The following is a 25,251-nucleotide window of genomic DNA, read 5'->3' on the forward strand; positions in this document are numbered from 1 at the left end:
TGGTACGTCTCGCCGATCACCGTCACGGCGTCCGCCGCGGCGGAGAGGAGGCCGACGGTCGGGTGGTGCCCCGGAGGAGGCGGGTGCGGGTCGAAGCGCATCCCCGGCACCACTCGGAAGCAGCATGCGCGCAGAGGTGGAGACGTGAGTCGGAGCGGGGTGGCGCGTGAGGCCCCCCTGTCACCGCCGCGACGTCAGCAGCGTCCGCAGCGGTGGCGCGATCGACTCGCGGCGGAGCAGCGCGGTCGCGAGCAGGAGCAGCAGCAGCACCGAGCCGCGGACGAGGCCCTGCCAGTAGAAGGAGACGCCGAGCAGCACGAGGCCGTTGTTGATCAGGCCGAAGATCAGGACTCCGAGCACGGTGCCGAGCACGTTCGGCCGCCCGTGTGCCGAGAGCGTCGCGCCGATGAAGACCGCGCCGATCGCGTCGAGCACGTAGAGCTGGCCGCTCGCCGGCGAGTAGCCGTAGCTGCGCGAGGCGAGCGCGATGCCGGCCAGCGCTCCGATCAGCGCCGCGACGACGAACGCGGAGGCGAGCGAGATCCCGACGCGGCGGCCGGCGATGCGGGTGGCTCCGGGCTGCTCCCCCGCCGCGGTGAGCACGCGGCCCCAGCGGGTGCGGTCCAGCAGCAGCCAGACCGCGACGGCGACCGCGATCGCCAGCAGCACCGGGACGCCGACGCCGAGCACGGTCGCGTTGCCCCAGGCGGCGAAGGCGTCGGGCGTCGTCTGGCGGCGCAGGTAGATCGGCGCGCCACCGCCGGTGAGCAGCTGCTGGGCGCTGGTGCCGATGAACCAGACCGACAGGGTCGCGAGGAAGGCGCGGATCCTCAGCACGATCACCAGCACCGCGTTGACCACGCCCGCCAGCGTCCCGAAGCCGAGGCCGATCAGCACCGCGAACCAGGTCACGTAGCCGTCGGCGATCAGCGCGGTGGCTCCGAGGGCCGCGAGGTCGATCGCGATGCCGATCGAGAGGTCGATGCCGCCGGCTCGGACGACGAGCGTCATCGCGCAGGCCGCGATCAGCAGCAGCGCCCCGGCGCTCGCGACGTTGAGCAGGTTGGTCGGCGCGAAGTAGCCGGGCACGCTCGCGCCGAAGACGGCGAGCAGGAGCACGACCGCGGCGGGTGCGAGCAGGCGGACGGCGAGGGCCCGGCGGGACTCGGACACGGGCAGGGCGACGGCGGTCACGAGCGGACCCCTCTCTCGCGGAGGGCCGCGAGGCCGAGGACGAGCAGGATGAGCAGTCCCTTGATCGCGCCGACCCACTGGCTGTCGACGCCGATCAGGGTGAAGCCGTTGCCGAGCGCGGCCACGAAGACGGCGGCGAGCAGCGTGCCGCCGATGGTGACGACGAAGCGGCGGGAGAACACGACCGAGAGATAGGCGGTGACGATGATGTCGAGCAGGATCTGGTTGCCGATCCCGGGCACGGCGGCCGCGAGGCGCGCGGCGAGCAGTAGCCCGGCGATGCCGGCGAGGAGCCCGGAGAGCAGGTAGCTGGTGAGGACGTGGCGCCAGACGGAGACGCCCGCGACGCTCGCCGCGGTCGGGTTCTGGCCGACGGCGTAGCTGCGGGTGCCCCAGGAGGTCCGGCCGACGGCGAGGGCGGTCGCCACCGTGACGACGGCGAGCACCGCGACCGGTGCCGGGAGGCCGAGGACGCTGCCGCCGCGCAGCCAGTCGAAGAGCGGATCCGCGACCGGCACCTTGACGTTGTCGGTGGCGAGGAAGACGACGGAGCCGACGATCCCGGAGACGGCGAGCGTGGCGAGCAGCGGGCGGAGGCCGAGCACGACGGCGGTGCCGCTGATCGCGCCGAAGCCGACCGAGACGAGCAGGGCGAGCAGCACGGCGGGCAGCGCCCCGAAGCCCGCTGTCAGGGCGACGGCGGCGACGACGCCGGAGAGCCCGACGATCGGACCGGAGGCGAGGTCGATGCCGCCGCGGACGACGTCGTCGCCGCCGGTGATCACCACGATCGCGAGGCCGAAGCCGGCGATCGCGGGAACCACGGCCTGGATCAGGATCGTCGAGACGTTGCCGCCGGTGGCGAAGACGGGCGAGGCGGCGCTGAACACCGCGATCTCGAGGACGACGACGAGGTAGCCGATCAGGGCGAGCGCGCCGATGCCGCGGCGGCGGGCGCGCGGCGCGGCGGGCACCTCCGCCGGGGACGCCTTCTCGGTGGGCGCGGTGGTGAGGGTCATCGGGCACTCTCCAGTGCTTCGGGGGCGACGGCGCCGGAGGCGATCGCGAGCACGCGGTCGACGCTCAGCTCGCTCCGGGGCAGCTCGGCGCGCACGGCGCCGCGGTGCAGCACGAGAACGCGGTCGGCGAGGCCGACGAGCTCCTCGAGATCGAGCGAGACGAGGAGGATGCCGGCGCCCTCGTCGACGAGCCGGTCGACCAGCGCGTAAACCGCGGCGCGGCTGCCGATGTCGACGCCCGCCGTGGGCTGATCGAGGACGAGCACCCGCGAGCCGGCGGCCAGCCACTTCCCCACGGCGACCTTCTGCTGGTTGCCGCCGGAGAGCGTCCCGACCACGGCCTCCGGATCGGCGGGGCGCACGTCGAGCGCGGCGATCTGCTCGAGCGCGAGCGCCCGGTCGCGACGGCGGCTGGGCAGCAGGCCGCCCAGGCTGATCCGCCCGAGCGAGGCGATCGAGAGGTTCTCCCGGACGGTGTGCGCGAGGAGGACGCCGTCACGGCGCCGGTCGCTCGGCACGTAGCCGCCGCCCGCGGCGACGAAGGCCCGGGCGGAGGAGGTGGCGGTGCCGGCCACGCGCACCCGGCCGCTGCGGCGGGAGAGGCCGACCACGGCGTCCGCGAGCACGTCGACCCCGGAGCCGACGAGGCCGGTGACGCCGACGATCTCGCCCGGGCGGACCACCAGGTCGAGGGCGTCGAGCGCGCCGGGAACGGTCAGCGCCTCGAGCTCGAGCAGCGGCGGGACGTCAGCGGCGATCACGCGGTCGGAGCGGAGCGCGAACTCCTCCACGTCGCGGCCGAGCATCAGCTCGACGATCCGCGCGCCCTGCTCGGCGTCGCCGTCGATCAGGTCGAGCCCGCCGACGTTCGCGCCGTTCCGCAGCACGACCACGCGGCTCGCGACGCGCTGCACCTCCTGGAGGTAGTGCGAGATGTAGATCACGGCGACGCCGCGCGCCTGCAGCCGGCGGATCGAGGCGAACAGCGCCGCCACCTCCTCGGCGGCCAGCGGCGCGGTCGGCTCGTCGAGCACCAGGATCCGCGGCTCGACCAGCAGCGCCCGGGCGATCTGCAGCTGCTGCTGCTCGGCGACGGTGAGGTCGTCGACGAGGGTGCCGCCGCGGACGACGAGGCCGACCAGCTCGGCGAGCACGGCCTCGGCCGAGGTGCCCCGGCGGCGCAGCCGCTCGTGGCCGAGGTAGAGCTGCTCCGCCACGGTCAGGCGGCCGGCGAGGTGCCGGTCCTGGTGCACGACCCGGATGCCCGCCCGCTCGGCGTCGCGCGGGGCGGTGATCGCCACCGGCTCCCCGTCGATCGCGATCGAGCCCGCGTCGGCCGAGTACAGGCCGGTGAGGATCTTGATCAGCGTGGACTTGCCCGCGCCGTTCTCGCCCACCAGGGCGACGACCTCGCCGCGGCCGACGGTGAGACCGACGTCGCGCAGCACCGGCACGCCGGCGAAGGACTTGGAGATCCCCGCCATCTCGAGCGCGGGCGGCTGGACAGCCGCGGGACTAGCCACCGAGACCCAGCTCCGCGGTCTTCTCGGCGATGTTCGCCTTGTCGATGAGCACCGGGGCGAAGTAGGTGGTCGGCGTGACCGCGTCCGCCTCGCCGCCGAGGAAGCGGGCCACGTTGTCGGCCGAGCCGGCGCCGATGGCGAGGTTCTGCTGCGCGACGGTCGCGGTGTAGGAGGAGTCGGGGTCGGCGATCAGGTCGAGCGCGCCCTGGTCGGCGTCGACGCCGTAGATCTTGATCTCGTCGCGGCCCGCCGCGTCGACGGCCTGCGCGGCGCCGATCTGCGGGGTGTCCCAGCAGGACCAGATCGCCGAGATCTCGCCCTTCGGGTAGCGCGAGAGCGCGTCGCCGATCTGCTGCTTCGCGTCCTCGATCGTGCCCTCGTACTTGTCCTGCAGCTCGGGCTGGAGGATCGAGATGTCCGGGTAGTCCTCGAGGACGAGCTTGAGCTCGTTGTAGCGGATGCGGCAGGGCGCGACGCCCGGGAAGCCGTTGAAGACCAGGATCTGCCCGGAGCCGCCGATGTCCTCGGCGATGGTGCGGGCGAGGGTCGAGCCGATCTGCCAGTTGTCGCTGGTGACGTTGTTCTCGGAGTACTCGGACACGTTGTCGATCGTGAACAGCGGGATACCCGCGTCGTGCACCTCCTTCAGCGCCGGTGCGAGGGTCGTCGCGTCGCCGAGGATCACGATGATCGCGTCGGGCTTCTGAGCGACGAGGTTCTCGATGTCCGAGACGTGCTTGTCGTCCTTGGCCTCGGCCTGGGTGGCGACGACGGTGCCGCCGAGCGCCTCCACACGGTCCTGCACCGACTGGTACACGATGCGCGAGAAGTCGTGGACGATGTCCTTCGCCGCGACGCCGACCGTCTTGCCCTCGAGGCTCGGGACGTCGGCGGTCGAGGCCGCGGCGGTGGTCGCCTCGGCGGCGGCGGCGTTCGCGGCGTTCGCGCCGGAGGACTCCTCCTTGAGCGAGCAGCCGGTGAGGACCAGCGTCGCGGCGGCGAGGAGCGCCACCGCGGCGGTGAGGGAGCGGAATCGCATGGGAGGGCCTGCTTCGGGAGGAGACGGATGCTGAGGGGCGCCGGTCCCGCGGAGGAGCGGGCGGCGCTGCTGGCCATCGTGGCGGGGCCGCGGCGGCGCGTCACGTCCGCCGGTCACGCACCGCAACGCGGCGTCACACGGCGCAACACGGCGGCCGTTCGTTACGCCGGGTTGCGCCCCGGCCGACGCGGTGTCGGCCGTCCCTCCTAGGGTCCGAAGCGCACCAGCCCCGAACCGAACGGAATCCCATGGCGTCCCGCATCGTCCTCAACGCCTTCGACATGACCTGTGTCGGACACCAGGCGCCCGGCCTCTGGCGGCACCCCGACTCGCAGGCCGACCGCTACAACGACCTCGAGTACTGGATCGACCTCGCGAGGACGCTCGAGCGCGGCACCTTCGACGCGCTCTTCCTCGCCGACGTGCTCGGCGTCTACGACGTCTACCGCGGCTCCGTCGGCCCCGCGCTGATCGACTCCGCGCAGGTCCCCGTCAACGACCCGCTGCTGCAGATCCCCGCGATGGCCGCCGCCACGAAGCACCTCGGCTTCGGCGTCACCATCTCGCCCACCTACGAGCAGCCGTACGCCCTCGCGCGCCGGCTCTCCACGCTCGACCACCTGACCAAGGGGCGGATCGGCTGGAACGTCGTCACCTCCTACCTCGACAGTGCCGCGCAGAACCTCGGCCTCGAGCGCCAGATTCCGCACGACGAGCGCTACGACATCGCCGAGGAGTTCCTCGACGTGAGCTACAAGCTCTGGGAGGGCTCCTGGGAGGAGGGCGCGGTGCTGCGCGACCGCGAGCGCGGCGTCTTCACCGATCCGCGGAAGGTGCACCCGATCGGCCACTCCGGCACCCACTACCGCGTGCCGGGCATCCACCTCTCCGAGCCGTCGCCGCAGCGGACGCCGGTGATCTTCCAGGCGGGGGCCTCGCCCCGCGGCATCGACTTCTCGGCGAAGCACGGCGAGGCCGTCTTCATCAACGCGATCCGACCGGAGCTGACCCGGCGGACCACCGACGCCATCCGCGACGCCGCGGAGAAGCACGGCCGCGCGCGCACCGACCCGAAGATCCTGATCCTCGCGACCGTGATCGTCGCCGAGACGGACGCCGAGGCCCAGGCCAAGTACGCCGACTTCAAGACGTACTCGTCCCGCGAGGGCGCGCTCGCGTTCTACGGCGGCTGGGCGGGGCTCGACCTCTCGCAGTTCCCGGCGGACGTGCCGCTCGACTACGTCGACACCGACGCGGTGCGCAGCGCCCTCTCGATCTTCACGAAGGCGGATCCCGACCGCGCCTGGACCCCGGACGACGTCGCGGAGTACCTCGGCATCGGCGGCATCGGCCCGGTGATCGTCGGCTCGCCGAGCACCGTCGCGGACGAGCTGGAGCGCTGGGTCGACGTCGCCGGGATCGACGGCTTCAACCTCGCCTACGTGGTCACCCCCGGCACCTTCGAGGACTTCGTCGACCTCGCCGTGCCCGAGCTGCGCCGGCGCGGCCGGGTCTGGGAGGAGTACGAGGGCGCGACCCTCCGCGAGTACCTCCAGGGCCCGGGCAGCGCCCGCGTGAAGGACTCGCACCCCGCCGCCGCCTACCGCGGTGCGTACACCGGCTCGCCCAGCGCCGCCGACGGACTGCCCGACAGCGTCCTCTCCGTCCTGCCCGCCCTCGACCCGGAGCCCGTCCGATGACCCAGACCGCCACTGCCCAGACCGCCACTGCCCCGACCAGCCCCGAGTCCCGCCCCGAGCGCCCGCGCTCGCACTGGGACCGCGTCGCCACCGCCGCCGAGCACGCGCACTGGGACGCCGTCGCGTCCGGCGTCGCCGAGATCCTCGCGGCCGACGTCCTCGAGCGCGACCGCGGCAACCTCGACCCGACCACCGAGCTCGAGCCGCTGCGCTCCTCGGGCCTCGTGAACCTGCTCGACCCGGCCGAGTACGGCGGTGGCGGCGCGGTCTGGAGCACAGCGTTCCGGGTGATCCGGATCCTCGCCGCCGCGGACGCCTCGCTCGCGCAGATCCTGCTGTACCACTACGTCAACTCGGCCAACATCGCGTTCTCGGCGCCGGAGTCGGAGCGCGAGCGGTTCTACCGCGCGACGATCGAGGGCCGCCGGCTCTGGGGCGACTCGGTGAACCCGGTCGACCCCGACCTCGAGCTGACGCCCCGCGGTGACGGCTTCGAGCTGAACGGGCTCAAGCGCTTCTCGACCGGGGTCTCCTCGGGCGACGCCGTGCTGGTCAACGCGGTGATCTCCGGCGGCGACCGCTCCGGCGAGACGCTGACCTTCGTGCTCCCCCGCGACCGCGCGGGCATCGAGCCGCTCGGCGACTGGGACTTCCTCGGCCAGCGGCAGAGCGCCTCCGGGTCGGTCCGCTTCACCGGGGTGCGGGTGGACGCGACCGAGATCCTCGGCGCGCTGGTCGACGAGCCGTTCGCGACCCTGATCACGCCGTCGATCCAGCTCGGCTTCGGCAACCTCTACCTCGGCATCGCCCAGGGCGCGCTGGCGAAGGGCCGGGGGCTGACCCTCGGCCGGAAGAACTCCTGGTTCCTCTCCGGCGTGGAGACCTACGCGCAGGATCCCTTCGTGCGTCGGCTCTACGGCGAGCTGGTCGCGCACACGGCCGCGGCGGAGGCGCTGGCCGACCGCGTCGGAGCGCTGCACGACGCCGAGGTCGCCCGCGGCGCGGCGGTGACGGCCGAGTCGCGCGCCGCCCAGGCGATCGAGATCGCGAAGGTGAAGATCGTGACGGACGCGCTCGCGCTCGACGTGACGACCCGGATCTACGAGGCGACCGGCTCCTCCTCCGCGAAGAGCTCGATCGGGCTCGACCTCTACTGGCGCAACGTCCGCACCCACTCGCTGCACGACCCCGTCGACTACAAGAAGCTCGAGGTCGGCGCGAACTACCTGACCGGCGACGTCCAGCCGCTCTCCCTGTACACATGAGCGGCGCGGGATCCGAGGGCCTGGCGGAGGCGCAAGCCGCGTTCCGCCCGGTCTTCGACGAGATCGCGGCGGGCGCCGTCCAGCGCGAGCTCGACCGCGAGCTGCCCTTCGAGCCGATCGCGCGACTGCGCGCGGCCCGCTTCGGCGGTCTGCGGGTACCGGTCGAGCACGGCGGCCGCGGGTTCAGCCTGCGCGAGACCGCGTCGCTGCTGATCGAGCTGGCGACGGCGGACTCGAACGTGGCGCAGGCGCTGCGCGGCCACTTCGCCTTCGTCGAGGACCAGCTGTCCTTCCCGCCGTCGCCGGCGCGCGACGGCTGGCTGCGCCGGCTCGCGGCTGGTGAGCTGGTCGGCAACGCCTGGAGCGAGATCGGCACGGCCGCGGTCGGCGTCACGCAGACCACGCTCACCCGCCGGGGCGACGAGCTGGTCGTGAACGGCACCAAGTACTACTCCACCGGCACGATCTTCGCGGACTGGACCGACGTCGTCGTTCGCCGCGAGGACGGCACGGACACCGCCGTGGTGGTGCGCGTCGACCAGCCGGGCGTGGTCGCGACCGACGACTGGTCGGGCTTCGGCCAGCGGCTCTCGGGCAGCGGCACCACGGTCTTCACCGAGGCGCTCGTCGAGCCGGAGCACGTCTTCGCCTCCGTCCTGCGCGCGCCGCACCAGACGCCGTTCTTCCAGCTCGAGCTGCTCGCGGTGCTGGCCGGCATCGCCGCCGCCGTCGAGCGCGATGCCGTGGCCGCCGTCCGCACCCGCTCGCGGGTCTACAGCCACGGCCTGGCCGATCACGGCCGGGACGACGCGCAGATCCAGGAGGTGGTCGGTGCGATCTCGGCGATCGCGTTCGGCGCCCGGGCCGCGGTGCTGGTCGCGGCGGAGGCTGTCGGCGAGGCTGCAGTGGATCCGTCACTGGTGCCCGCGGCCGGCGCCGAGGTGTACCGGGCGCAGGTGCTGCTCACCGAGTCGGTGCCGCGCGCGGCGACCCTGCTCTTCGACGCGCTCGGCTCCTCGGGCGTCGCCACCACCGCGGCGCTCGACCGGCACTGGCGCAACGCCCGCACGGTCGGCGCGCACAATCCGGTGATCTACAAGCAGCGGATCGTCGGCGAGTGGGCGCTGAACGGCACGCCGCCGCCGCTCGCCTGGTCGATCGGCGTCGGTCGGCCGCAGGGCTGAGCCTCGGATCAAGCGTGCCGGCTCAGCGCCCCGCCTGCACCGCGTGCAGCGTCGCGTAGCGCCCGCCCGCCGCGAGCAGCTCCTCGTGGCTGCCGGTCTCGACGATCCGCCCGCGCTCGAGCACGACGATCGTGTCGGCCGAGCGGATCGTCGACAGCCGGTGCGCGACGACCAGCGTGGTGCGGCCGCGCATCAGCCGCAGCAGCGCCTCCTTGACGGCCGCCTCCGACTCCGGATCGAGCGCGCTGGTCGCCTCGTCGAGCAGGAGCACCCGCGGGTCGCGGACCAGGGCGCGGGCGATGGCGATGCGCTGGCGCTGCCCGCCGGAGAGGCGGGCGCCGCGCTCGCCGACGACCGCGTCGAGCCCGTCCGGCAGCTCGCGGACGAACTCCAGGGCGTTCGCGTCGCGGAGGGCGGCGAGGATCCGCTCCTCCCCGACGCCGGTCAGCCCGTAGGCCACGTTGTCGCGGATCGAGCCCTCGAAGAGCACCGAGTCCTGCGGCACGACGGAGACGGAGCGGCGCCAGGTGCGCAGGTCGAGGGTCTCGGCGTCGACGCCGTCCAGGAGGATGCGGCCGCCGGTGGGGCGGAGGAAGCCCAGCACCAGGTTGAGCATCGTCGACTTGCCGGAGCCGGAGGAGCCGACGAAGGCGACGGTCCGGCCGGGCTCGATGTCGAGGTCGATGCTCCGGACGCCGACGGTGCTGGCCGCGCCGGCGCCGCTTGCGCCACCGACCCCGTCCGCGCCGTAGCGGTAGGTCACGTCCTCGAGCCGGATGCGCCCGCGCACCTGGGCCGCGCGCGCCTTGCCCTCGTTCTGCTCCAGGTCCGGGTCCTCCAGCAGCTCGCCGATCGAGCGGATCGACTCGGTGCCGCGGGCGATGACGGGCAGCAGCATCAGCAGGTTGGTCATCGCGCCGGTCAGCAGCGCGAAGTAGGAGCTCAGGAGCACGACCTGGCCGGGCGTGATCGGCAGCCAGCCGCTGATCGAGACCCACGCGGCGAGCACCAGGCAGCCGATGCCGAGCAGCTGCAGGCTCACCCAGGAGAGCGAGGCGAAGCGGCCGTTCAGCAGGTCGAGGCTGTAGCCGGCCGAGCGGACGCCCTCGGCGCCGGCGGCGACCCGCGCGACCGCGGTCTGCTCGAGACCGTGAGCTCGGGTGATCGGAATGAGCGTCGCCATCTCGCCGACGCGCGCCGAGAAGTGCTCCACCTCGCGGCGGAACTGCTCGTTGCTGCGGCGCGAGCGGCGGCCCAGGAAGGCGCGCAGCAGCACCGCGAGCGGGATGGCGCAGGCGTAGACCGGGAGGAACGCGGGCACCTCGATCGCGGTCATCACGACCGCGCCGATCGCCACCATCGTCGCGGAGAGCAGCGGGTGGCCGACCTGCTGGTACATCGTCTCGATGTTCTCCACGTCGCGCACGACCTTGGTCTGCACGATCGACGAGCTGGCGCGGGAGTGGAAGCCGATCGAGAGGTTCTGCAGCCGGGCGGCGAGCGCGTTGCGGAGGTCCGTGCCGGTCTGGCGCACGGCGCTCATGTAGAGCCGGGTGTACATCACGTGGTTCGGGTAGTTCTGCAGCAGCGCGAGCAGGGCGATGCCGGCCCACAGCCAGAGCGTCGACTCCGGACCGCCGGCGACGACGACGTCGACGATCGCCCCGGTGACGACCGGGAGCAGCCAGAGCGGGGTGTCCTTGACCGCGAAGAACAGCACGGCGACGACCACGCGCGGGCGGTAGCGGCCGAGCAGGCGGAGGGCGGAGCGGCCGGGGTGGCGGCGGTCGAGCAGCAGCGGGGCCTGCGAGGGACGGGCTTCTCTCACGAGACGGTCGACTCCGATCGGGGTGTCCGCAGCGCCTTCGGGAGCGACCGCTCCGACGGGGACGCCCTCGACGCTACCCGGGCGGCGCGGTCGTGGGCAAGCGTTTTCCTGGCTAGGGTTCTGCCGACCGATGCGCGCGGGCGAGCCGGTGCGCCAGACCCGTGAGGATCCCGATGACCGAGCCGATGCCCCTGCGCGAGGACGCCTTCGCCGTGCCCTACTGCGATCCCGTGTTCGACGGACCGACCGACCCGGTGCTGGTCGCCGACACCCTCCGCGGCGAGTGGCGCCTGTTCTACACCCAGCGGCGCGCGACCCTCGATCTGCCCGGGGTCGAGTGGGTCCACGGCAGCGCGATCGGCGTCGCGGTGTCGAGCGACGGCGGGGCGACCTGGCAGTACCGCGGCACCGTCCCCGGCCTCGACGCCGGGCTGTCGGCCGAGCTGCCGACGCTCTGGGCGCCCGACGTCGTGCGGATCGGGGATCGCTGGCAGATGTTCCTCACCCGGATCGACGGCACCCCCGGCGACTGGACCGGGCGGGCGACGATCGCGCAGTTCGAGAGCGACGACCTCGAGACCTGGCGGCTCCTCGGCGAGATCGACCTCGGCTCCGAGCGGGTGATCGACGCCGCCGTCGCGCGCACCGGCGACGGGCGCCACCGGCTCTGGGCGAAGGACGAGCGGCGCGACTCCAGCACCGTCGTCGCCGTCAGCGACGATCCCGGCGACCCGGCGTCCTGGCGGCTCGAGGGCGTCGCCGTCGGCGGGCGCGCGCACGAGGGGCCGAAGGTGTTCCCGCTGGCCGACCGGTACTGGCTGATCACCGACGAGTGGCGCGGGCTGGCCGTGCACCACTCCCCCGACGGCCTCGGCGACTGGCGGCGTCAGGACGAGCGGGAGGGCCTGATCCTGACCGCCCCGGAGCGGCTGGACGGCGCGCCGATCGTCGCCCGGCACGCGGACGTCGTCCCGCTCGACGAGGACCGCGCCCTGATCGTCTACTTCACCCACCCCGGCTGGGACGGCAGCGACCTCGCGTCGATGCCGCCGAGCGCCGCGATGCGCCGCTCGCACGTCCGCGCGGCCGTGCTCACCGTCGTCGACGGCGCGCTGTCCTGCGCCGCCGACACACTGCTGGTCGAGCAGCCGCCGCAGGCGGCGTATCGAGACCCCGCCGCGAGCCCGGCTTGACGGGCGAGACCCCGGCACGTATTTTGGGGCAAACGCTTTCCCGAAACGTTTCATTGCAGTTCGGGGCTCGAAACGATGATGTTCTCGAAAGGACGACGATGTTCCGCTCACACAGCAAGCGCTACTCGGCGGTGGCCGCCGTGGCCGTGGCCGCCCTCGCTCTGACCGGCTGCTCCGGTGGAGGCTCCGGGGCCTCCGCCACCCTGGACCCCGACGAGGAGATCACCCTCGACTACACGTTCTGGGGCAACGACGACCGCGCCGCCCGCTACGACAAGGCGATCGCCCTGTTCGAGGACGAGCACCCGAACATCACCATCAACTCGACCTTCACCGACTACCCCGGCTACTGGGAGAAGCGCCAGACCGAGGCGGCCGGCGGCGGACTCCCCGACGTGATGCAGTTCGACTACACCTACCTCCGCCAGTACGGCGACAACGGCCTGCTCGGCGACCTGTCCGAGTACTTCGGCGGCGCGGTCGACGAGAGCACCATCTCCCCGGAGCTGCTCGCCACCGGCGAGCTCGACGGCGCGACCTACGCGATCCCCACCGGCTACAGCGCCTGGGCGGTCTTCCAGAACCAGGACCTCCTCGCCGCGAACGGCGTCGAGCCCTACGCCGGCGGCGGCAGCTGGGAGGACTACGCGGCCTACGTCGCCGACGTCACGGCGAAGACCGGCGGCGCCGTCTACGGCGGCACCGACTACACCGGCCGCATCCAGAACTTCGAGCTGCAGCTGCGCGCCGAGGGCAAGGAGCTGTTCACCGAGGACGGCGAGCTCGGCTTCACCGAGGACGACCTCGCCGCGTTCTGGGAGCAGGGCGACGAGATGCGCACCAGCACTGGCGTCCCGGCCGCCCGCCTCCAGGAGCTGCTGCCCAAGTCCGGCTTCGGCGCCGGCATCGCGACCAGCGAGATGAGCTGGAGCAACTTCCTCGGCGGCTACATCGGCGACAGCGGCGCCTCCGAGATCGTGATGACCGCTCCCCCGACCGCGGACGAGGGCAGCAAGGACCTCTACCAGAAGGTCGGCCTGATGCAGGCGATCTCCTCGGCGACCGAGCACCCCGAGGCCGCCGCGACGTTCCTCGACTTCCTGATCAACAGCCCCGAGGTCGGCGAGATCTTCGGCGCCACCCTCGGCATCCCCGCCTCCTCCGAGCAGCTCGCCGGCGCGAACCTCGAGGGCCCGGACAAGCAGGTCGCGGACTACCTCGACTCCGTCGAGGACCGCCTCGGCGAGGCCCCGGCCGCTCCGGTCGCCGGCTACGGCGCCATCGAGGCGAACTTCCTCGACCTCGGCACCAGCCTCGGCCTCGGCGCGGTGAGCGTCGACGAGGCGGTCCAGCAGTTCTTCGACGAGACCGACGTCACGCTCCAGAACTGACCCGGCCGCACTGACCCGACCGCCCCGCACCGCTCCCCACTGATCCCCTTCATCCAGGCCAGGAAAGGCATCACATGACGACGACGTCGACCCCCAGCGGCACCGCCGCGGACGGTCGCGTCGCGCCGATCGCCGACCGGACGAGCACTCCTCGTCCGGTCGGCCCTCAGGCGCGGCGACGCCCCAAGCGGGACACCCTGGCCGGCTACGTGTTCCTCTCGCCGTGGCTGATCGGCTTCGTCGGGCTCACGCTCGGCCCGATGCTGATGTCCCTCTACTTCTCCTTCACCGACTACAACCTCTTCCGGGCACCGGAGTGGATCGGCACCGGGAACTTCGAGCGCCTGTTCGGCGACCCGAAGTTCCTCCAGTCGGTGCAGCTCACCCTCGCCTACGTCTTCATCGGCACGCCGGTGAAGCTGGCCGCCGCCCTCGTCGTGGCGATGCTCCTCAACTACAGCGCGAAGGGCACCGGCTTCTTCCGCTCCGCCTTCTACGCGCCGTCGCTGATCGGCGCGAGCGTCAGCATCGCCATCGTCTGGCGGGCGATGTTCTCGACCGACGGACCGGTCGACTCGGGGCTGCAGATCTTCGGCATCCAGATCGGCGGCTGGGTCGGCGTGCCCGCCCTGATCCTGCCGATGATGATCATCCTGGCCGTCTGGCAGTTCGGCGCCCCGATGGTGATCTTCCTGGCCGGCCTCAAGCAGGTCCCGGCCGAGCTCTACGAGGCCGCGATGGTCGACGGAGCGGGCCCGTGGCGGAAGTTCCGCAGCGTCACGCTGCCGATGCTCTCGCCGGTGATCTTCTTCAACCTGCTGCTCGAGATGATCAACGCCTTCCAGGTCTTCGCCTCGGCGTACATCATCGGCAACGGCACCGGCGGACCGGCCGGCGCCACGAACTTCTACACGGTGTACCTCTACACCCGCGCCTTCACGAACAACCAGATGGGCTACGCCTCGGCGATGGCCTGGGTCCTCCTCCTCTTCGTCGGCGTCCTCGCCTTCGTCCTCTTCAAGACCCAGAAGAGCTGGGTGCACTACTCGGGAGACACACGATGACGACCTTCGACACCACGCTCCCCTCGGCCGACACGCAGGTGCTGACCGAGCCGTCGCCCCGCCGGCGCCCGCGCCGCAAGCGCCCGAAGACGGGGACGCTGGTCTGGATCGCGGCGATGATCGTGCTCACCGCGATCGTGCTCTACCCGCTGGTCTGGATGGGCGCCGCGGCGTTCAAGCCGAACAGCGAGTTCGGCGGGCAGACCTCGCTGCTGCCGCAGAACCCGACGCTCGACAACTTCGTGAAGGTGCTCGCCGGCGTCGGCGGAGTCCCGCTCTGGCGGTTCTTCCTCAACTCGACGATCCTCGCGGTCGGCTCGGTCATCGGAGTGGTGATCTCCTCCTCGATGGCGGCCTACGCCTTCGCCCGGCTCGACTTCCGCGGCCGCCCGCTCTACTTCGCGCTGATGATCGGCACGCTGCTGCTGCCGATGCACGTCCTGCTCATCCCGCAGTACACGATCTTCCGCACCCTCGGGATGATGGACACCTACTGGCCGCTGCTCATCGGCAAGTTCCTCGCCACGGAGGCGTTCTTCGTCTTCCTGATGGTGCAGTTCATCCGCAACCTGCCCCGCGAGCTCGACGAGGCGGCACGGATCGACGGCGCCGGCCACCTGCGCATCTTCGGCTCGATCACGATCCCGCTGATCCGCCCCGCGCTGATCACCTCGTCGATCTTCGCCTTCATCTGGAGCTGGAACGACTTCCTCGGCCCGCTGCTCTACCTGAACACGCCCGACCAGCAGCCGCTGCCGCTCGCGCTCCGCGTCTACAACGACCAGACCTCGGCGTCGGACTACGGCGCGACGATCGCGGTCTCGGTGCTCGCGCTGCTGCCGGTGCTGATCTTCTTCATCGTCTTCCAGCGCTTCCTGGTCGACGGCGTCGCCACCCAGGGTCTCAAGGGATGAGCCGCGCGTCACGGGCGCAGCGCGAGGCCAGCGCGGCCGCCGCCGACGGCACGGCCCTGCGCTGGCCGGGGGCGGCGAACCGGTTCGCGCTGTTCGCCGAGGTCCTCTTCACGGGGCTCCTCGTCACGATCCTCGCGCTGCCGCTCGTGACGCTGCCGCTCGCCCTCGCGGTCGGGGCGCGGCACCTGCGCCGCTTCGTCCTCGACGAGCCGTCCTCGCTGCGCACGGCGCTGGCGGAGGCGCGCGCCGGGGTCCTGCGCTCGCTGCCCGTCGGTCTCGCGCTGCTGGCGCTCTCCGCTGTGCTCGGTCTCGACCTGCTGGTCGCCTCGACCGGCGCCCTGCCCGGAGCGACCGCGGTCGCGGTGATCTGCGCGGCACTCCTCGCGGCCGCGCTCGTGGTCGTGCTGACGGCGTCCGCGCTCTGGGTGCCCGACTCGCGCTGGGTCCCGCTCCTCCGCGAGGCCGCGACGCTGGCGGTCCGCGATCTGCGCGGCTCCGGGGCGCTGCTGGTGGCGCTGGTGCTCGCCGCCGTGGTCACCTGGCAGCTGGCACCCTTGGTGGTGCCGGCGCTCGGCTGCACGGTGTTCGCCGCGCTCGCGGTGCGGCTGTCGCGGACGGCGCCCGCGGCGCGCTGAGCACGACACCACGACGATCGTCTCCGCGACGATCACCACCACGACTCGACGACCACCACTCGACGCACCACTCGACGACCACGACGACCACGGAAGGCCCACGGCACGGATGATCCACTACGGCGGCGACTACAACCCGGAGCAGTGGGACGAGAGCGTCTGGCCGGAGGACGCGCGGCGGATGCACGAGGCCGGCGTCACGACCGTCAGCCTCGGCATCTTCGCCTGGGCGCGGATCCAGCCCGATGAGGACACCTTCGACTTCGGCTGGCTCGACCGGATCCTCGACCTGCTGCACGAGCACGGCATCGCCGTCGACCTGGCGACGGCCACGGCCTCGCCGCCGCCGTGGGCCACGAGCAGGTACCCGGGCATCCTGCCGCAGGACGAGAACGGCGCGACCTACTGGCCGGGCAGCCGCCAGGCCTACCGCCCCACCTCCCCCGACTACCGCCGGCTCGCGGCCCGGCTGGTCACCGCGATCGCCGAGCGGTACCACGACCACCCCGCGATCGTGCTCTGGCACGTGAACAACGAGTACGCCTGCCACCTGCACCACGACTACTCCGACGACGCGGCCGCCGCGTTCCGGGTCTGGCTGGAGCGGAAGTACGGCTCGATCGACGAGCTGAACCGGCGCTGGGGCACCTTCTTCTGGTCGCAGCGCTACGCGTCCTTCGCCGAGATCGTGCCGCCGCGGAAGGCGCCCTACAGCCACAACCCGGCCGGGCTGCTCGACTTCCGCCGCTTCACCTCGGACGCTCTGCTCGAGCTCTACACGATGGAGCGCGACATCCTCCGGGCCTCGGGTGCGACGCAGCCGATCACGACCAACTTCATGGGCGCCTTCCCGCCGCTCGACTACTGGAAGTGGGCGGCCGAGGTCGACGTCGTCAGCGACGACAACTATTTCGATCCCGCCGACCCGGAGTCGTTCCGCACCGCCGCTTTCACCCGCGACCTGATGCGCTCGCTCAAGCCGGGCGTGCCGTGGCTGCTGATGGAGCAGGCGACCGGCGCCGTCAGCTGGCGGCCCTCGAACGCTGTCAAGGCGCCCGGGCAGATGGCCGCGCTGTCGATGCAGGCCGTCGGGCGCGGCGCGGACGGCGTGCTGTTCTTCCAGTGGCGGCAGTCGCGGCGGGGCAGCGAGAAGTTCCACTCGGCGATGCTGCCGCAGGCGGGCGTCGGGACGCGCACCTGGCGCGAGGTCGTCGAGCTCGGCCGGGTGCTCGGCGAGCTGCCGGAGCTGTCGGGGGAGTCCTCCACCGGCGGATCGGCCGGTGGCTCGGCCGACGGATCGGCGGGCGGGCCCACCGGCTCCGGCGCCCGCATCGCGCTCGTCCTCGACTGGGAGAACTGGTGGGCGATCGGCAACCCGGACCACCCGGTCGTGCTCGACTTCCTGGAGCTCGTGCAGCGCTGGTACTCCGCGCTGCACCGGCAGAACCTCGCGGTCGACCTGGTGCTGCCGACGGCGGACCTGGCCACGTACGACCTCGTGCTGCTCGCCCACTCCTACCTGCTCACCGACGCGGCGGCGGAGAACCTGACGGCGTTCGTCGAGCGCGGCGGCCGGCTGCTGGTCACCGCCTTCAGCGACGTGGTCGACGAGGACGACGCCTTCCGCGAGGGCGGCTTCCAGGTCGGGCTCCGCGAGGTGCTCGGTGTGTCGGTCCTAGAGTTCGCGGGGATCGGGGCGGACGGCGCGGAGGTCGCCGGCGCTCCCTTCGGCGTCCTGCGCGGCGAGCTGCTGGCGGAGGAGCTCGGCGTGCTCGTCGACCCGTCCGACGAGCGGCCGGTCGAGGTCCTCGGCCGCTACTCCTCCGGTCCCGCGGCGGGCACCCCGGCGCTGACCTCGCGGCGCACCGGCACGGGCACAGCGCACTACCTCGCGACGATCCCGGACGACGCGGGCATGCTCGCGCTGACCGCCTGGCTGGCCGAGCAGTCCGGCATCTCCCCCGTGCTGCGCACCGGGAGCCCCTGGGTCGAGGCGGCCCGCCGCGGCGACGTCCTCACGGTGATCAACCACGGCCAGGACCCCGTCGACGTCGCCGTCTCCGGCACCGACCTCGTCACCGGCCACCCCGTCGACGCCGTGCACCTCGCCCCCTACGCCTGGACCCTCCTCCGCCCCTGACGCCCTCTCCCCTCTCCCCCTCCGCGAGATGCCACTTGTGCACGCTTCTACCGGCGTGTCGCGCTCACAAGTGGCATCTCGCGGGGGGCGGAGTGGGTGGCCGCGATGTCGGCGGCGACGGCGTGCAGGGCCGAGCGGACGAGGCGGGCGGCGGGGTCGAGCTCGCCGGACCAGGCGACCCGGAGCGAGCGGCCCGCCCAGCGCGGTCCCGCCACCGGCACGGCGACGACGGCGCGCGGCAGGCCGGCGATCGCGAGCGCGGGAACGGTCGTGACGCCCAGGCCTGCGGCGACGAAGGCGAGGCGGCTGCTCCAGCTGTCGATCTCGGCGACCACCCGCGGCAGCGCGAGCGCCGGCCACGCGCCGAACTGCGGCTCGCCCCGCGCGCCGCGGCCGACCACCCAGTCCGCGCCCGCGAGATCGTCGACGCTCAGCTCCCGCGCGTGCGCCCACGGGTGCCGCTCGCCGACGGCGACGTGCAGCGACGCGGCCGGCAGCACCTCCGTGTCGATGCCCTCGAGGCCGTAGCCGTCGGGCTCGGCGCCGTCGGGCTCGGAGCCGACCGCGACGACCGCGAGGTCGAGGCGCCCCGTGCGCAGCCGTCGTAGCTGGACGGGTGTCGAGGACTCGACCAGGACGACGTCGATCGCCGGGTGCGCGCGGGTCACCCGGGCGATCGTCTCGGGCGCGAGGTGCATCGCGGCGGTCGCGAAGGCGCCGAGGCTCACCCGGCCGAGCATCGGACGATCGAGGTCGGCGATCTCGCGGGCCGCGGTGTCGAGGTGGTCCAGGATCGCCGCGGCGTGCCGGGCGAGGCCGAGGGCTGCCGGGGTGGGCACGACGCCGCGCGGCCCGCGCTGGAAGAGCGGCGCGCCGACCGCCTCCTCGAGCGCGGCGATCTGCTTCGAGACGGCGGACTGGGTGAAGCCGGTCTGCTCGGAGGCGCCGGTGAAGGAGCCGGTGCGCAGCACGGCGACCAGCGCGCGGAGCAGCTGCGGGGGCACGTCGAGGGTCACCGCTCCAGTATGCGGGCGGCAGTCCATCGAGGAATGCCCGCGGTGCCGATCATTCGCTACCGGAAGGAGCGCGAGCCGGGGAGAGTGGCGGCATGACGACTCCGAGAACCTGGTTCCTGACCGGCACGTCCAGCGGCTTCGGCCGGCTCTGGGCCGAGGCGGCGCTCGAGCGCGGCGACCGCGTCGCGGCCACGGCCCGCGACCCCCGCAGCCTCGACGACCTCGCCGAGAGCTTCCCCGACCGCCTGCTCCCGCTCGCGCTGGACGTGACCGACCGCGACGGGGTGCTCGACGCGGTCGACCGCGCGGAGCGGCACTTCGGCGGGATCGACATCGTGGGTAACAACGCCGGGTACGGCCACTTCGGCATGGTCGAGGAGCTGACCGAGCGCGAGATCCGCGAGCAGCTGGAGACCAACTTCTGCGGCGCGCTCTGGGTGACCCAGGCCGCGCTCCCGGCGCTGCGCCGCTCCCGGGGCCGGCTGCTGCAGGTCACCAGCGAGGGCGGCGTGCGCGCCTTTCCCGGCATCGGCGCGTACCACGCGTCGAAGTGGGCGCTCGAGGGGCTGAGCGAGTCGCTGCGGCAGGAGGTGGCGGGCTTCGGCGTCCGGATCACCTGCGTCGAGCCCGGCCCCTACGCCACCGACTGGCTCGCACGCGGCTCGCGCCGGAGCGCCGAGCTGCCCGAGTACGCGGCGGTGCACGCGGACGGGCCGGACTTCTCCGTGGGTGACCCCTCGGCGACGAGTGCCGCGATCCTGCAGCTCGTCGACGCGGAGGAGCCGCCGGCGCGGCTCATCCTGGGGACGGTGCTGCCCGCGATCGAGGAGCTCTACGCCGAGCGCCTGCGCACCTGGCGCGAGTGGGACGACGTCTCGGTGCGGGCCTTCGGCACGCCGCAGTGAGCGACGCGGCGGAGGGTCCGCTCGGCCCGGTCCCGGGCTGGACCGGCGTCGCGGTGCGCGAGGTGGTCGACCCGCACGACCACGAGGTGACCGCGCCGGCGACCGACGCGCTGCAGCTGATCCTGGTGACCGCCGGCTCCTACCTGGTCGAGAGCGCCCGCCCGCACGGCCGCTGGGCGCACGGGCACGCGGCGCCGGGACGCTCGGCCGCGACCGCGCCGGGGCGCGAGATCCGTGCGGCATGGCGCAGCACGAGCTCCGAGACGTTCCGGTCGCTGCACGTCACCGTCGCCGCGCCGCTGGTCGCCGGGGTACTGGCGGGCGTCCCCGGGGCGTCCGCCGACCGGCTCGACTTCCTCGCGGTCGGCGACGACTTCGTCCGCTCCGCGATGCTCGAGCTCGCCCGCGCCGCGTGGGCCGGAGCGCCGTCCCTGCTCGCCGACGCGGTGGGCACGGCGCTGGTCGCGCACCTGCTCTCCCTGCCGGAGCCCACACCGGGCACCGCCGGGCTCTCCCGCACGCAGCTCGCCCTGATGACCGACCACCTCGCGGCCCGGCTCGCCGACCCGGTGACCCTCGACGAGCTCGCCGCGCTGGTGCACCTCAGCCCCTTCCACTTCCTGCGCCGCTTCTCCGCCTCGACCGGTTCGACGCCGATGCGGTACCTCACCGCCCTGCGGATGGAGCACGGCCGAGACCTGCTGCGCCGCTCCGACGCACCCGTGGCGGCGATCGCCGCGGCCTGCGGCTACGCGACGCCCGCCGCCTTCGCCGCCGCCTACCGCCGCCACCACGGCGCCAGCCCGCGCGAGCACCGGCCGCCCCGCTGACGCGGCCGGCGCTCTGCCGGCGAGACGTCCCGCCGCCGTCGAGGCGTCCTGCTCCGCGTGGACGCCTCGACCGCACCGGGACGCCTCGCCGTTCGGACGGAGGGTGACTCGGAGTCAGGCGCCTCCCCGCCGCGTGCGACCGCGCAACGCCAGAACGGCCGCGGCGCTGAGCATCGCGCAGCCCGCCGCGGCGACGGTCGCCGCGACGACGGTCTCCGTCCACGGGGTCGTGTCGAAGGACTGGTAGCCGGTGATCGCGGGCGCGACGACGGAGGTCGCGACCAGCAGTCCCGGGAGGGTGCTGCCGAGCAGGCAGGCGTACGCCAGCGCCGCCGACACCGACCTCCGGTGCGCCTTCGCGGCGAGGGCTCCGAGGCCGACGACGGGCACCAGCCCGAGCATCATCTGCAGGAAGGGGAGCTGGAGCGGAGTGGGGGCGCCGATCAGTCCCGACAGCACTCCGTGCAGCCCGTTCAGCCCGAGGACGCCGGCGACCAGGAGCGCCGTCAGGCGAAGGAGCGCGCCCCCGCCGATCGCCCGCGCCGACACCGGCAGGGCGATCGCGACGAGCAACAGGCCCGCGCCGTGCACCTGCGCCGCCGTGCCGAGGGGCTCCCACGGATCCGCGGGGATCATGTAGTCGAAGAGATGGTCCTCGACCGACCGGTCCGTCGCCGTCCAGCCCTCGCTCGCGATGACCCAGCGCTGCAGCGAGGCCTGCAGCTGCAGCAGCGCCGCCCCGAGCAGGAGCGCGGCGGCGAACAGCACCCCGCGCGGCGATCCCTGTCCGCTCCGCACGTTCGCCGCGGACGTGCGCACCGTCTCTCGCTCCGCCATGGGCGGCACGCTAGCGCCGCCCGGCCAACGGCGGGAGAACGAGCGGTGCACGGCCCGGGAGGCGCCGGCCTCGTGCCCGCCCTGTGCCGACGCGGATCCCGGATCCCGCTCGCCGAGGAGCGCTGACCGCCGAGCTCGGGCTCGCAGAACGTGCTCCGGCTCGTCGGAGCACGCGGGTTCCACGAGCCGAGGCGGTTCCGACGAGCCGGACGTTCGCGGGCCGGTCAGCGCCCGTCGCCCGCGGCCAGCAGCTCCCGGACCGTGCGCGGCTCGCGCCCCAGCAGGCTCGCGAGCGTCGGGTCCGTCCCCGCGAAGAAGCCGGCCGCCGCCGCCTGGTGCATGCCGAGCAGGAAGCGCGCCTGCGGCTCCGGCTGCCCGGCGGCGACGCGGCGCGCGAGCCACTCGTCGTCGCCGAGGATCCGGAACTCGATCGGCCGCCCCGCGACGTCCGCGGCGAGCTCCGCGACCTCCGCGAAGGTCGGCGCCTCGAGGGCGGTGAGGGTGACCGGTCCGTCGTGCGCCTCGTCCGCGAGCAGGAGGAGAGCGGCGGCCTCCGCGGCGTCCTCCCGCGCCGTCCACGAGACGGGGCCGTCGGACGGCACCTCGATGACGCCGGTCGAGCGCCAGTCGCCGAGGAAGAACGCGAGGCTGTGGGCGTAGAAGCCGTTCCGCAGCGAGGTCCAGGCGACTCCCGACTCCGCCAGCAGCTGCTCGGTCGCGGCGTGATCTCGGCCCGGCCCGAAGGGGGTGTCCGGCGAGGCGCCCTGGTGGCTGGTGTAGAGGATGCGGCCGACCCCGGCCTCGACGGCGGCCTCGACCGCGGCGCGGTGCAGGGCCGGCGCATCGGCTCCCGGGTCGTTCGAGGAGACGAGCAGCAGCTGGTCGGCGCCCGCGAACGCACCGGGCAGGGACGCGGAGTCGGCGTAGTCACCGCGCCGCAGCGCGACACCCCGGTCGGCGAAGCGCGCGGCCTTCGCGGTGTCCCGCGCGACGACGACGATCTCGGAGGCGGGCAGGGAGTCGAGGAGGTGGTCGACGGTGGCGCCGTTGAGCGCTCCGGTGGCGCCGGTGACGATGATCATGGAGGGCCTTTCGAGAGGAGACCACCGAGGTATCGGTGATACTGCTCGAACGATAACCCTGGAATGCCAGCGATAGCAAGAGTGCGATATCGTCGATCCATGACCGCGCCCCCCACGGACACCCGAGCCCGCATCGTCGACGCGGCGGCCCGCCTCCTGCGCGAGGCCGGCCCATCGGCCGTCACCACCCGCGGCGTCGCGGAGGCGGCCGGCCTGCAGGCTCCGGCGATCTACCGCCTCTTCGGCGACAAGGACGGCCTGCTCGAGGCGGTGGCCGAGCACGTGCTGAGCAGCTGGGTCGCCGAGAAGTCGGCCGTCGTCGAGGAGGCCGCGGCCGGCGACGTCGACCCGATCGAGGATCTCCGCGCCGGCTGGGCGGCGCAGATCGAGTTCGGCCTCGCGAATCCCGCACTCTTCCGCCTGCTCAGCGACCCGGCCCGCGCGGCGGCCTCACCGGCGGCGACGTCGGGGAGGCGGGTTCTCGCGGCGCGGGTCCACCGGGTCGCGGCCGCCGGTCGCCTCCGCGTCCCCGAGGAGCGCGCCGCCGGGCTGATCCAGACGGCGGGGACCGGCGTCGTGACGACCCTGCTCTCCTCCCCCGCGGCCGAGCGCGACGCGGGTCTCGCCGACGCCGCGTTCGAGGCGGTGCTCGCCGGGATCCTGACCGAGCAGCCGCCTGCCGCGGACGACGCGCCACTCGCCGCCGTCGTCGCCGTCCGCGCCCTTTCGCCGCGGCTCGCCGACCTGCGGCCCGCCGAGCGGGAGCTGCTGCGCGACTGGCTCGACCGCGTGCTCGACGGCGGCGTGCGGCGGCGGACCGCGGAGGACTGACAGGATCGCCGGGTGCCCTCCTCCGCCGCCCGATTCCGCCGCGCGCTGCCGATGGTCGTGCTGCTCGCCCTCGCGGCGGCCGGCTGCACGGGCACCGTTCCGATGCAGGCCGCCCCGACCGCGGCGGCGGTCGGCTGCGCGGCGATCGTGACGCGGCTCCCCTCCGACGTCGTCGGTCTGGCCGAGCGGGAGACGGACGCCCAGGGCACGGGGGCCTGGGGCGAGCCGGCCCAGGTCCTGCTGCGCTGCGGAGTCCCGGACCCCGGCCCCTCCGCCGCGTGCATCACCGAGCGCGACGTCGACTGGACGATCGACGACAGCGACGCGGCCGTCGTCGTCGCGACGAGCTACGGCCGGGACCCCGTGGTCGAGGTCGTGCTGGACGCCGGCCTGTCCGGTGGTCGCGAGATCCTCGCCGCCCTCGCCCCGGCGGTCTCCTCGGTGCCGGCGACACGGAGGTGCTCGTGAGCGGCGCGGGACCCGGAGGCTCGGCCGGCCGCGCGCCCGGAGCTCGCGGGCGCGAGCACGCCGTCCGCGCCGTGCTGGGCGCGATGCTGGCGCTCGTGCCGCTCGCGATCGGGGCGCTCGTCGACAGCGCGAACGGGACCGCGGCCACTCCCCTGTCGGCCGACCCGGGCTTCGTCCTCCTCGCCCTCGGCGGGCTCGCCGTCTGCGCGGCGGTGGCGAGCCTGCCGGTCGGCGCCGCGACGTACCTGCTGGACCGCCTGATCGAGCGCGTCTGGATGAGCAGCGGAGGGCGCCTGGCCGCGCAGGTCGTCGCGAACGCCCTCGTCGGCGGCGCGGCCGGCCTGCTCCTCGGCGGACTCGTCGCCCCGCTCTGGCGTCCGATCGAGCGCGCACTCGTCTTCACCGGTCCGTGGGCGCTGGCCGCCGCCGCCCTGGTCCTCCTCTCGGCCGTCCTGCGGAGCCGCCGACCTTCCTGCTGATCGAGTTGTCCGCGCAGCGGGCGTATCGAGACCCGCCGGCGCCGGCACGAGAGCCTGCAGGCCCGACGCCTCTGCGGTGGGCGCATCGAGATCCACCATCGTCCGAGCGTCACTCCGACGCGTTCTCCTTCTGCGGCGGGCAGTCGCCGCCGGGCTCGGTCGCCAGCTCGAAGTGCCACATCTCGTTGCCGTAGGTCTGGCAGAGGCCGTAGTCGGCGCCGTGCTGGCTGAGCCAGCTGTCCGCGTCGGTGTAGCCGATGTCGATCGCGTCGCCGGTCACGTGCGCCGACAGCTCGGGGGTGCTCACCCACTTCCGGGCCTCCTCGAGGCTGCCGTACTCCTGCACGGCGTCATCGAGGAGTGCCTGCTGGTACGCGGCGCTCCGCCAGCCGGACGTGACGACCGTGTCGACGCCGTCGGCCGCCATCGCGTCGACCGCCGCCTCGACGGCCGCCCGCAGCGCGGGGTCGAGGTTCGCGATGACCGGCAGGTGGTCGTCGTGGATCGAGACGGAGTCGCCGACGCCGAGGTAGCCGTCCTCGACGGAGCGGCCGGTGTCGCCGGACACGGTGGTGAGGCCGGCGAGGCCGCCCGAGACCTGATCGGCGGCAGTGCAGCCGGTGAGGCCGAGTGCCGCGACGAGGAGGAGGACGCCGGCGCGGGCCCGGGTTCGCTGGTGGTGCTGCCTCATGGTCGATCCCTTCTGCGGCCGCC

Annotated in this window: 23 protein-coding genes; 14 read left to right on the plus strand and 9 right to left on the minus strand. The window is 73.5% G+C overall.

What is annotated here, in order from left to right:
- Nucleotides 1-180 precede the first annotated feature (180 nt).
- The 4 genes from MT355_RS15490 to MT355_RS15505 are packed head-to-tail and all read right to left on the minus strand — an operon-like array spanning nt 181 to nt 4,775.
- Nucleotides 181-1,194 carry an ABC transporter permease gene (locus MT355_RS15490; RefSeq protein WP_243600228.1) on the minus strand — a complete coding sequence of 338 codons (1,014 nt, stop codon included), beginning with the start codon at nt 1,192-1,194 and terminating at the stop codon, nt 181-183.
- Complete coding sequence (locus tag MT355_RS15495) at nt 1,191-2,213, minus strand: ABC transporter permease (RefSeq protein WP_243600229.1); 1,023 nt, start codon at nt 2,211-2,213, stop codon at nt 1,191-1,193. The genes MT355_RS15490 and MT355_RS15495 overlap by 4 nt, the downstream gene beginning before the upstream one ends.
- Nucleotides 2,210-3,736 carry a sugar ABC transporter ATP-binding protein gene (locus tag MT355_RS15500; protein ID WP_243600230.1) on the minus strand — a complete coding sequence of 509 codons (1,527 nt, stop codon included), beginning with the start codon at nt 3,734-3,736 and terminating at the stop codon, nt 2,210-2,212. The genes MT355_RS15495 and MT355_RS15500 overlap by 4 nt, the downstream gene beginning before the upstream one ends.
- Nucleotides 3,729-4,775, minus strand: a complete 1,047-nt coding sequence (locus MT355_RS15505) for a sugar ABC transporter substrate-binding protein (protein ID WP_243600231.1) — start codon at nt 4,773-4,775, stop codon at nt 3,729-3,731. The genes MT355_RS15500 and MT355_RS15505 overlap by 8 nt, the downstream gene beginning before the upstream one ends.
- Before the next feature lie 248 nt (nt 4,776-5,023).
- Between MT355_RS15505 and MT355_RS15510 the strand changes: the two genes are divergently transcribed.
- From MT355_RS15510 to MT355_RS15520, 3 genes are read left to right on the plus strand one after another with little or no spacing between them, the layout of a single operon-like run.
- Complete coding sequence (locus MT355_RS15510; RefSeq protein ID WP_123732386.1) at nt 5,024-6,475, plus strand: LLM class flavin-dependent oxidoreductase; 1,452 nt, start codon at nt 5,024-5,026, stop codon at nt 6,473-6,475.
- On the plus strand, nt 6,472-7,740 hold the full coding sequence (locus tag MT355_RS15515) for an acyl-CoA dehydrogenase family protein (RefSeq protein WP_243600232.1): 1,269 nt from the start codon (nt 6,472-6,474) through the stop codon (nt 7,738-7,740). Before MT355_RS15510 ends, MT355_RS15515 begins: the two co-directional genes overlap by 4 nt.
- Nucleotides 7,737-8,924, plus strand: coding sequence for an acyl-CoA dehydrogenase family protein (locus MT355_RS15520; protein WP_243600233.1), 1,188 nt, complete (start codon nt 7,737-7,739; stop codon nt 8,922-8,924). The genes MT355_RS15515 and MT355_RS15520 overlap by 4 nt, the downstream gene beginning before the upstream one ends.
- A 22-nt stretch (nt 8,925-8,946) precedes the next feature.
- Here the strand turns inward: MT355_RS15520 and MT355_RS15525 are convergent, their stop codons facing one another.
- The gene (locus tag MT355_RS15525) at nt 8,947-10,752 is read right to left on the minus strand and encodes an ABC transporter ATP-binding protein (RefSeq protein WP_243581938.1); all 1,806 of its coding nucleotides are present in this window, start codon (nt 10,750-10,752) and stop codon (nt 8,947-8,949) included.
- Between the two features lie 173 nt (nt 10,753-10,925).
- Here MT355_RS15525 and MT355_RS15530 point away from each other — a divergent pair, with 173 nt between their 5' ends.
- From MT355_RS15530 to MT355_RS15555, 6 genes are all read left to right on the plus strand, one after another.
- Nucleotides 10,926-11,945: a glycoside hydrolase gene (locus tag MT355_RS15530; RefSeq protein ID WP_243600234.1), complete on the plus strand. Its 1,020-nt coding sequence runs from the start codon at nt 10,926-10,928 to the stop codon at nt 11,943-11,945.
- Between the two features lie 98 nt (nt 11,946-12,043).
- Nucleotides 12,044-13,336, plus strand: coding sequence for an ABC transporter substrate-binding protein (locus tag MT355_RS15535; RefSeq protein ID WP_243600235.1), 1,293 nt, complete (start codon nt 12,044-12,046; stop codon nt 13,334-13,336).
- Between the two features lie 74 nt (nt 13,337-13,410).
- Nucleotides 13,411-14,400: a carbohydrate ABC transporter permease gene (locus MT355_RS15540; RefSeq protein ID WP_123703775.1), complete on the plus strand. Its 990-nt coding sequence runs from the start codon at nt 13,411-13,413 to the stop codon at nt 14,398-14,400.
- Nucleotides 14,397-15,314 carry a carbohydrate ABC transporter permease gene (locus MT355_RS15545; protein WP_243600236.1) on the plus strand — a complete coding sequence of 306 codons (918 nt, stop codon included), beginning with the start codon at nt 14,397-14,399 and terminating at the stop codon, nt 15,312-15,314. Before MT355_RS15540 ends, MT355_RS15545 begins: the two co-directional genes overlap by 4 nt.
- Complete coding sequence (locus MT355_RS15550; protein ID WP_243600237.1) at nt 15,311-15,949, plus strand: hypothetical protein; 639 nt, start codon at nt 15,311-15,313, stop codon at nt 15,947-15,949. The genes MT355_RS15545 and MT355_RS15550 overlap by 4 nt, the downstream gene beginning before the upstream one ends.
- A gap of 109 nt (nt 15,950-16,058) precedes the next feature.
- Nucleotides 16,059-18,089 carry a beta-galactosidase gene (locus tag MT355_RS15555; RefSeq protein WP_243600238.1) on the plus strand — a complete coding sequence of 677 codons (2,031 nt, stop codon included), beginning with the start codon at nt 16,059-16,061 and terminating at the stop codon, nt 18,087-18,089.
- A gap of 47 nt (nt 18,090-18,136) precedes the next feature.
- On the opposite strand, the gene MT355_RS15560 is transcribed toward MT355_RS15555, so the two are convergent.
- On the minus strand, nt 18,137-19,105 hold the full coding sequence (locus MT355_RS15560) for a LysR family transcriptional regulator (protein WP_243600239.1): 969 nt from the start codon (nt 19,103-19,105) through the stop codon (nt 18,137-18,139).
- Between the two features lie 92 nt (nt 19,106-19,197).
- On the opposite strand from MT355_RS15560, the gene MT355_RS15565 reads away from it, so the two are divergent.
- Complete coding sequence (locus MT355_RS15565) at nt 19,198-20,010, plus strand: SDR family NAD(P)-dependent oxidoreductase (RefSeq protein WP_243600240.1); 813 nt, start codon at nt 19,198-19,200, stop codon at nt 20,008-20,010.
- Nucleotides 20,007-20,840: a helix-turn-helix domain-containing protein gene (locus MT355_RS21655; RefSeq protein WP_243600241.1), complete on the plus strand. Its 834-nt coding sequence runs from the start codon at nt 20,007-20,009 to the stop codon at nt 20,838-20,840. Before MT355_RS15565 ends, MT355_RS21655 begins: the two co-directional genes overlap by 4 nt.
- 114 nt (nt 20,841-20,954) lie before the next feature.
- Here the strand turns inward: MT355_RS21655 and MT355_RS15575 are convergent, their stop codons facing one another.
- The gene (locus MT355_RS15575) at nt 20,955-21,677 is read right to left on the minus strand and encodes a hypothetical protein (RefSeq protein WP_243600242.1); all 723 of its coding nucleotides are present in this window, start codon (nt 21,675-21,677) and stop codon (nt 20,955-20,957) included.
- A gap of 224 nt (nt 21,678-21,901) precedes the next feature.
- A complete protein-coding gene (locus MT355_RS15580; protein ID WP_243600243.1) occupies nt 21,902-22,759 on the minus strand; it encodes an NAD(P)H-binding protein in 858 nt (285 codons plus the stop codon).
- Nucleotides 22,760-22,858: 99 nt separating this feature from the next.
- Between MT355_RS15580 and MT355_RS15585 the strand changes: the two genes are divergently transcribed.
- The 3 genes from MT355_RS15585 to MT355_RS15595 are packed head-to-tail and all read left to right on the plus strand — an operon-like array spanning nt 22,859 to nt 24,537.
- On the plus strand, nt 22,859-23,590 hold the full coding sequence (locus MT355_RS15585) for a TetR/AcrR family transcriptional regulator (RefSeq protein ID WP_243600244.1): 732 nt from the start codon (nt 22,859-22,861) through the stop codon (nt 23,588-23,590).
- 12 nt (nt 23,591-23,602) lie between these two features.
- On the plus strand, nt 23,603-24,058 hold the full coding sequence (locus MT355_RS15590) for a DUF3515 family protein (RefSeq protein WP_243600245.1): 456 nt from the start codon (nt 23,603-23,605) through the stop codon (nt 24,056-24,058).
- Complete coding sequence (locus MT355_RS15595) at nt 24,055-24,537, plus strand: hypothetical protein (RefSeq protein WP_243600246.1); 483 nt, start codon at nt 24,055-24,057, stop codon at nt 24,535-24,537. Before MT355_RS15590 ends, MT355_RS15595 begins: the two co-directional genes overlap by 4 nt.
- A gap of 109 nt (nt 24,538-24,646) precedes the next feature.
- Here the strand turns inward: MT355_RS15595 and MT355_RS15600 are convergent, their stop codons facing one another.
- The gene (locus tag MT355_RS15600; RefSeq protein WP_243600247.1) at nt 24,647-25,228 is read right to left on the minus strand and encodes a M15 family metallopeptidase; all 582 of its coding nucleotides are present in this window, start codon (nt 25,226-25,228) and stop codon (nt 24,647-24,649) included.
- Nucleotides 25,229-25,251 lie beyond the last annotated feature (23 nt).

Origin of the sequence: Rathayibacter sp. VKM Ac-2929, from assembly GCF_022815495.1 — a bacterium.
In the GTDB taxonomy this organism is placed as follows: Bacteria; Actinomycetota; Actinomycetes; order Actinomycetales; family Microbacteriaceae; genus Rathayibacter; species Rathayibacter festucae.